Consider the following 230-nt stretch of genomic DNA (forward strand, 5'->3'; position numbering starts at 1 on the left):
GTATATTTTACTGGCGGTGGTGGCGGTGGCGGTACTGTTTGGCCAGGCTATGAGAAGTCCGGCATTCCGTGAAAAATATCACCGTTTCATGCTTGCCGTACCGGGCATCGGTGGTTTTGCCAAGGACGCCAATACCGCCCGTTTTGGCAGCACGCTGGCGATTCTGACCAGCTCCGGGGTTCCCCTGGTTGACGCCATGCGTATTGCCAGTCAGGTCGTCGACAATATAC

Annotated in this window: 1 pseudogene; it reads left to right on the forward strand. The window is 56.1% G+C overall.

Annotated features, from left to right (window positions below):
* Positions 1-230 (forward strand): annotated as a pseudogene (locus tag Q4563_RS23210) (type II secretion system protein GspF); the annotation flags it as partial.

Source organism: Gilvimarinus sp. 1_MG-2023 (assembly GCF_030548285.1).